This is a genomic window from Clostridium tarantellae, assembly GCF_009295725.1.
GTDB classification, from domain to species: domain Bacteria; phylum Bacillota; class Clostridia; order Clostridiales; family Clostridiaceae; genus Sarcina; species Sarcina tarantellae.
Genome location: NZ_WHJC01000010.1, coordinates 24,339 through 32,580, shown reverse-complemented (window position 1 = coordinate 32,580; position 8,242 = coordinate 24,339). Strand labels below are relative to the sequence as shown.

Sequence of the window (8,242 nt, the reverse complement as noted above, 5' to 3'; positions counted from 1 at the left end):
GTTTTTGGTAATTATATTAAAACAAAGGTTACCGGCTATTTTCACGTCTAAATTTTTGGTAATTTATAAACTTTTTTCTAATTAAAATTTGTCAATGGTATTTGAATCCAAAGATTAAACACTAGTGTAAATAATTTATATTTTAATACTCCGATGGTATAATAAAGTATGTAAACTAGACTTTAGGGATATAAATTTAATTTAGATTTAAAAAACTTAGGAGCGATTAAAATGAATGGTATATTAGATAAATATGATGAATCAATTAAACTAACATATAATTATACGTATAGAATGCTTATTCACTTAAAAAATATAAAGGAAAATTATGAAAAATTAGAAAATCCAGATGAGGTAACTTTAGAAGTTTATAGAGATTCCATAATAAAGAAGTATGAAACTTTAGAAGATTTAACATGGAAATTATTATCTAAAGTTTTCAAAGCAGATGGACTTGAAATAAATAGCCCTAGAGGGTGTTATAAACAAGCATTTAAAGATGGATTAATAGAAGATATGATTGTTTGGAATGATATATTACGTGCAAGAAATTCCAGTGCGCATATATATGATGAAGAAGATTATGAAGCAATAAAAAATTATATAATAGAGAGATATATAGAAGCTATAGAAAAGCTTTTGAATAAGATATCAATGGAGAGATTGTAATATGTATGGAATAGAAGAAGTAGTATACAAAAACTTAATTTGCTATTTTAAAAATAAGGATTATATAAAAAAAGTTGTATTGTTTGGTTCTAGAGCTAAGGGAACTAATAAGTATAATTCTGACATAGATATTGGAATTTTATGCGATAAAAAGTATAAAGGAACTACAGCAGAAGACTTAGATGAAATTGTTGGAGTATATTCTTTAGATATTGTTTTCTTAGATAGTATGAATGACGAAATAAAAGTGCAAATAGAGAGAGATGGAATAGAGATTTATAGTAATTAAAGTATTTTACTTCATTAGAACTTATAAAATTAATGAGAAAAATAGTATGTATGCTTATAGCAAACACAAAAAATTAAATTATAAGGTAAACTAATACTAGTACAGTAATTAAAAGCTGTTACTAGTATTTTTTCTGATTATAAGTATAAAAATAAGTATATCATATAAAAAACACATAAAAAATATGTAAGAAATATGATACAATTTAATTTGAAAAATGGCCTAGAAAGGAGAAAAAATATGGAATACAGTGCAGGAATGACATCTAGACCATACTTATATAAGGAAACTAAAATGGTAGCAACACTTATGAGCCAGGGGAAAAGTGTAGAGGAAATAAAGAATCTAGCAATTGAGGAAAATATCTTTCAATTTGAAAAAGAGTATAGAAGAGAAGAAATAGTTTCAGCTATAATAGGAAGATTAAAAGATATAGATGAATTTATAATTGAAAAGATTGCTAATGGAGGCTTATCAATGTCTAAGCTTTTAGTAGTGTATGTTATTATGAAAAGTAATAGATTGTTTTTTGAATTTGTAAATGAAGTATATAGAGAAAAAGTTTTATTAAGAGATTTATATATAAGAGATAAAGACATAAATATGTTCTTTCAAATCAAAACAGAAGAAAGTGAAAAGATTGCTAAGTGGAGTGAATCCACTATGAAAAAGTTAAGAACTGTTTATGTAAAAATATTATTTGAAAGTGGTCTTATTTCTTCAATAAGAGAGGATAGAGAAATAAGTGTACCTTTTATTGATGAGGATATTAAACATTGTTTAACTACTATTGGAGATAAGGCATATGTTATTGCTTTACAAGGATTAAATAATTAGTATGGAAGGAATTTAATTATGAAAAATATTTATGAAAGAATAGATGAAATATTACCTAAGATAACAGAACCTTATTTTAGAGAGAATAAAGGGTTAGGTAATGAAGTTGGATTTTATATTTTTGATTATGATCCAAAGTATGAAATGTATATAAGAGAAAATATTAAATTTATAAAAGAAAAAGTTTTAAATGCTCATGGATTAAAGATATTAGAAATAGATTTATATGATTCTATAATAGATATTTTAGAGTCAAAGGGCTTCTTAGAAAAGAACTTTGTAATGGAAGAGAAAAAAGGTAGCGATTTTGTAATTAATGCTACAAAAAAAGCTTTAAGATTAACTTTAAATAATGATTTAATTGTTAAATATATAGTAGATAAAATGGAAGATAGTGATATGGTATTTTTAACAGGCGTAGGAAAAGCATGGCCTATTATAAGATCTCATACTATATTAAATAATCTTCATAAAGAAATAGAAAAAATACCACTAGTAATGTTTTTTCCAGGAACTTATGATGGGGGAACTTTAATGTTATTTAATGAATTAAAGGATGACCATTATTATAGAGCATTTGCTTTGGTAGATAAATATTAGTAAGAAAAATGTTATAATAAAATTATGATAAAAAAATTATAATGTTAACATAAAATAAATACATAAAAGGGGGGACTTATAAAAATGCATTACCCAATTAAAGAAATGTTTTATAAGAACATTGATAGAGATATAAAAGGTGTTATTAAAGTAGGTCAAAAAGAAGAAGAGAATATAAAGCAAGAATTAGAAGAGTATGTTGTAACAGAACAATTAAATAAACATATAGAGACTTTCTTTCAGGCATACAATAAAGGAATCTTTGGTCATACTGATAAAATGGGTGTGTGGATATCTGGTTTCTTTGGTTCAGGTAAATCTCACTTGTTAAAAATATTATCATACCTTTTAGATAATAAAGAGATAGATGATAAAAAAGCCATAGAATACTTTGATGATAAGGGATTAGATAATTTTACATTAGCTAATATGAAGCAAACTGGAGACATAACTTCAGATGTAATATTATTTAACATAGATTCAAAGGCAGATTCAGACTCTAAGTCAGATAAATCAGCTATTGTAACTGTATTTAATAAGGTATTTAATGAAATGCAAGGCTTTAGTGGTTCAATGCCATGGCTTGCAGAACTTGAAAGACAATTAGTTGAAGATGGGTGTTATGATAACTTTAAAGAAGCCTTTCACCATGCTTCAGGTAAGACATGGGAAGATGGAAGAGAAGATTTTTACTATGAAGAGGTAACTAACTGTTACAAGTAAGTTATAAAAGGCTATAAACTGATATTGAGTTTTATAACCTTTAACTTAGAAAATAGTTGATAGCCTCCCACATTCGTAAAGAGTGTGGAGTGGTGGTATAAATATAAAGACCATCCAAAATCCTTTGAATTGCTGGAAACCCTTAAAGCTAATGAAACTACAACGTAGGTATGAAATAAAACTAAGCGTGAATGTTACGAAAGTAGAAAAAATTCATTAGATAGCATAAGGTTAAATCCTAAGTGCTGTAATAATAGGCAATCAGCAGGTAAGCCCTAAATAGGGGAAACTTCAACGACTATGGCGTAAAGCCAGTACACTATAAGCTTTTGATAGTGGAAGTGGAGGACACCGATTAGGTGATGATATAGTCTACGCTCATATGAAAGTATGAGAAGTTCATAAGAGAACTGTATAGATAGTAGCGTGTCTATATGAATAGCATAAAGTTTATAAAAGTATAAATTACTATTATATTATTAGTGATCTTTTTATATTTAAATCATCTATCATACACCTTATAATATGTAAGTATTTTGGATACCTTATGTTATAAGGAGGTGAGAATAGTGATTAAATCAATAAAAATAAGACTTTTACCTACAGAAGAGCAAAGAATATTAATATTTAAAACAGTAGGATGTAGTAGATTTACTTATAATTGGGGATTAAATAGGTGGAGTGAACTCTATAAGCAAGGTTTAAAATCTAATAATCTTGAAATTAAAAAAGAGTTTAACAATACTATTAAAAAAAATGAAGATTATAAGTGGATAAAAGAAGTTAGCAGTCAAGCATTAGCTCAAGTATTTTTAGATTTAGGAGTTGCTTTTAAAAATTTCTTTAATAAGAAATCAGATTATCCTAAATTTAAATCTAAAAGAAAAAGCAGAACTAGCTTTTATGTAAGAAATGATGCTATGACTATATTAGAAAATACAATTAATATAGAGAAGATTGGAAAAGTTAAGTTTAAAACTAACTACAAAATTCCTATATTAAAAAGTTATAAAAATCCTAGATGTAGTTTTGACGGTAGGTACTGGTATTTATCTTTTGGATTTGAGTATAACGAAAACCAAGTTAAGCTTAATAAAGATTTATCAGTAGGTATTGATTTAGGAGTATCTCACTTAGCTATAGTTAATTGTTTAGATAAACCTATTAAAAACATTAATAAAAGTTCTAAGGTAAGAAGATTAAAGAAAAGATTAAAAAGATTACAAAGACAAGTTTCAAGAAAATATGAAGCAAATAAAAATGACAAACAGTTTATGAAAACTAATAATATTTTCAAGTTAGAAAAAGTTATAAGGTTACTTCACAGAAAGTTAGCAAATATAAGAAATAATCATATACATCAAGCTACTAATAAGATTATTAAATTATATCCTTATAGAGTAGTTATGGAAGACTTAAATGTATCTGGAATGATGAAGAATAAATATTTATCAAGAGTAATTGTAGAACAATGTTTTTATAAGTTTATAACTTATATGAAATATAAATGTGAGTTCAATGGTATAGAGTTTATTCAAGTTCCAAGATTTTATCCTTCTAGTAAGAAGTGTAGTATATGTGGAAATATAAAAAAAGACTTGAAATTAAAAGATAGGATTTATAAATGTAGTTGTGGTCTAGTTATAGATAGAGATAAAAATGCATCATATAATCTTGCAAATTATGAATTAGTATAATGGTGATTTTGATAAATATACTAATATGTAGGGTGCGTTGTACCCGAATTTAAGCCTTTGGAGAACTACACCAAACCAAAGTAGCTTTAAGCCAAATGGAGTTCTGTGAATAAGGAAATAAAGTAAATTTATAAACTTTTATAAATTTTATGCAACGGATGCTATTATAGAAGCCTTAGGTAAAACTAGTAAAATGACTGAAGAGGGAGCAAGAAATTGGTACAACAAGGCTGAAGAAAACTACTCAATAAGCATAGAGAAATTTGCTAAAAAGGTATTACAATATATAAAAAGTAAAGGTAAAAATCATCATGTAGTTTTCCTAGTGGATGAAATTGGACAATATATAGGTGATAATACTCAGCTTATGTTAAATCTTCAAACAGTGGTAGAGGATTTAGGAACTTACTGTGAAGGAAAGTGTTGGGTAATAGTAACTTCCCAGGAAGGCTTAGATGAATTTACAAAGGTTAAAGGAAATGACTTCTCTAAAATACAGGGAAGGTTCAATACAAGATTAAGTCTTTCTTCAGCTAACGTAGATGAAGTTATTAAAAAGCGTCTATTAAGAAAAACAGAGCAGGCAGAAGATCATTTAAAAATGTTATATGGTCAAAAGGAATCTATTATAAAGAATCTTTTAACCTTCACTTCAGATACTGCTGAAATGAAGCTTTATAAGGATGCACAGGATTTCTCAGAGGTATACCCATTCATACCATACCAATTTAATCTATTACAAAAAACCTTTAATGGTGTAAGAGAACATGGAGCATCAGGTAAACATTTATCTAAAGGGGAAAGAAGTTTATTAGGTGCATACCAACAAATAGGTGTGGAGTATATGAATAAGGAAAGTGGAATATTAGTACCATTTTCAGCTTTTTATGATACCATAGAAACATTTTTAGATTCAAGTATAAATTCAGTTATAATTCATGCTAAGAAAAATACACGTTTAAATGATTTTGATGTGGATGTACTTAAATTATTATTCCTTATAAAATACGTTAAGGAAATAAAGGGTAACTTAGAAAACCTATCTACTTTATTAATAAGTAATATTGATGAAGATAAAGTAGAAGTTAAAAAGAAAGTTAAAGAATCCTTAGATAGATTAATAAGAGAAACTTTAGTTCAAAAAAATGGAGATGAGTATATATTCCTTACTAATGATGAGCAGGATGTTAATAAGGAAATAAAAAATATGCCTGTGGATGGAGCTTTAGTTATTCAAAAAATTGGAGAAATAATATTTGAAGATGTTTATAATGAAAAGAAATTTAGATTTTCAAGGGAATACAACTTCCCATTCAATCAAATAGTAGACGCTACTCCAAGAGGAGCACAATCAAATGAAATAGGAGTAAAGGTAATTACTCCAAGCTTTGATTTAGTAGGAGCTTCTTCAGAAACAGAACTTAAGCTTCTTTCATCAAGAGAAGATAATGTAATTATAAACATATCTAATGACTCTAGATACTTAGAAGAAATAGAAAATGCTCTTAAAATAGAAAGCTATTTAAGGGTGAAAGGTGGTTCAAAATCTACTCAAGCCATAGAGGATATTAAATCTAAAAAGGGTAGAGAAAAGGAAGAAAGATTAAAGAGAGCTAAGGATTTAATAGAATTAGCCATAGAAGAGGCAGAGATTTATGTAAATAGTTCTATAATAGATGTTAAATCTAAAAAGCCTATTGAAAGAATAAATGATGGATTAAGAGCTTTAGTACACTCTAAATATGCTAAACTAAATTACATTAAAAAGTTTACTAATAGTACAAAGGATTTATTTGATATATTAAACAGAAATGTTATGCAAATGTCCATTGATGGAGATAAAGAAGATAATAAATTAGCTTTAACAGAATTAGACAATCATATAAATCAAATGACAGATAGAAATATTACTTTAACAGTTAAGGGACTTTTAAATAAATTCTCAGCAGCACCATTTGGTTGGAAAGAGTTGGATATACAAGCGCTTATAATAGAATTATTTAAAAAGCAAGAAATAAAGATAATATTAAATGATAGGGTAATAGCCCCAGAAGATAAAAGTGTAGTTGATTATGTTACTAAGAGAGAATACTTAGAAAGAACCTTATTAAAGAAAAGAGAAAAGGTTAATCCTAAATATATAAGAGCATTAAAAGATTTATATAAAGATGTATTTGATATGAGTACTTTACCAGAGGATGAGGATAGAATGATGAAGCATTTTAAATCTTCCTGTGAAACAGAGTTAACTAGAATAGAGAGAATGTTAGTTCATTATAATGTTCATACTCATTACCCAGGAGAGAAAATCTTAAAAGATGGTAAGTCAGTATTCCAAGAAATATTAAATATAAAGGATACCTTAGAGTTCTTTAAAGAAGTAAGTAATCTAGAGGATGATTTACTAGACTATTCAGAACAAGTACCTAATGTAAAATCATTCTTTGATGAAAAAGGAACACAGAAAAAGTACTTTGATGAAGGGGCAGAAAAGTTAAATAACTATAAAAATAATGAAATATATTTAACTGGTGATGAAATAAAAGAAATAGTTAAATCTATTAGAGACATCATAATTTCAAAAGAGCCTTATAAAAAAATACCTAATCTACCAGTATTGGTTGGTAAGTATAATGATAAGATTTTTGAATTATTAGAAGAAAAAAGTAAACCAGTTAAGGAAACCATAGAAGTATATAAAAGTGAAGTCTTTGAAGAACTTAATAAACATAACTTTAAGGATGAATATAGCAATAGAATATTAGAGGATTTTAATAATATAATTAAAAAGCTAGAAACCTTAAATAGCTTTGGAGAAATAGCAGCCATAGAATCAGCAGCAGATGCTACAAGAGTAAGATGGATTAGTGTTATTTTAGAAAAAGCAAGAGTTGAAAGAGAAAAAGCTGAAAAAGAGAAGATAAAAGAAAAGGATCCTATAATTACAGAAACGCCTAAAGTTCCAGTAGGAATAAATAGTACTCCAAGAGATGGAGAAATACCAAAAAAACCAGAAGCACCGAAACCTCCTCAAATTACTAATAAATATGTAAGTGTTAAGGAGTTAGTTAAGGGAACTAAGGTTATAAAAAATGAAGAAGATATAAATGTAGTTTTAGAGCAATTAAGAGCAAAACTAAAACAACAACTAGATAAAGATACTATTATAAACTTGATTTAGAGAAAGATGATGTGATAAAATTTGACTCCAGACTGCTTGAATTATTACTTTTAACCTTTACAGGTTATAAAAGCAATAATTATGCAGTCTTCCGCAATTTTTATCACAGTCTATTCCTAAATAAATGGTTTAGTGGGAAAGGGAAAAAAGATAGTCTATTTATGGAAAAAACAACAATTAAGAAGATAGGTTAATCTTATTAAGATAAAACTTTAGATAAGAAAAATAAAATAAGAAGAAAGGATT

General features: G+C 27.0%; 6 protein-coding genes and 1 pseudogene. All 7 read left to right on the top strand.

Annotated features, from left to right (window positions below; translation table 11 throughout):
* Positions 1–231: 231 nt before the first annotated feature.
* Complete coding sequence (locus GBZ86_RS01910; protein WP_152887222.1) at positions 232–669, top strand: HI0074 family nucleotidyltransferase substrate-binding subunit; 438 nt, start codon at positions 232–234, stop codon at positions 667–669.
* Between the two features lies 1 nt (position 670).
* Entirely contained in the window at positions 671–958 is a 288-nt protein-coding gene (locus GBZ86_RS01905; RefSeq protein ID WP_152887221.1) for a nucleotidyltransferase domain-containing protein, read from the top strand.
* Between the two features lie 240 nt (positions 959–1,198).
* On the top strand, positions 1,199–1,795 hold the full coding sequence (locus tag GBZ86_RS01900; protein WP_152887219.1) for a DUF1819 family protein: 597 nt from the start codon (positions 1,199–1,201) through the stop codon (positions 1,793–1,795).
* An 18-nt stretch (positions 1,796–1,813) separates the two neighbouring features.
* A complete protein-coding gene (locus tag GBZ86_RS01895; protein ID WP_152887217.1) occupies positions 1,814–2,395 on the top strand; it encodes a DUF1788 domain-containing protein in 582 nt (193 codons plus the stop codon).
* Positions 2,396–2,479: 84 nt separating this feature from the next.
* A pseudogene (locus tag GBZ86_RS01890) lies at positions 2,480–3,097 on the top strand (BREX system P-loop protein BrxC); the annotation flags it as partial.
* A 590-nt stretch (positions 3,098–3,687) separates the two neighbouring features.
* Complete coding sequence (locus GBZ86_RS01885) at positions 3,688–4,815, top strand: RNA-guided endonuclease InsQ/TnpB family protein (RefSeq protein ID WP_327443624.1); 1,128 nt, start codon at positions 3,688–3,690, stop codon at positions 4,813–4,815.
* Between the two features lie 130 nt (positions 4,816–4,945).
* Entirely contained in the window at positions 4,946–7,996 is a 3,051-nt protein-coding gene (gene brxC / locus GBZ86_RS01880; protein WP_327443630.1) for a BREX system P-loop protein BrxC, read from the top strand.
* Positions 7,997–8,242 lie beyond the last annotated feature (246 nt).

What these genes read in the sequence shown, in the direction of transcription:
- GBZ86_RS01910 (WP_152887222.1), top strand. Translation starts at nt 232, where the DNA reads ATGAATGGTATATTAGATAAATATGATGAATCAATTAAACTAACATAT.
- GBZ86_RS01905 (WP_152887221.1), top strand. Translation starts at nt 671, where the DNA reads ATGTATGGAATAGAAGAAGTAGTATACAAAAACTTAATTTGCTATTTT.
- GBZ86_RS01900 (WP_152887219.1), top strand. Translation starts at nt 1,199, where the DNA reads ATGGAATACAGTGCAGGAATGACATCTAGACCATACTTATATAAGGAA.
- GBZ86_RS01895 (WP_152887217.1), top strand. Translation starts at nt 1,814, where the DNA reads ATGAAAAATATTTATGAAAGAATAGATGAAATATTACCTAAGATAACA.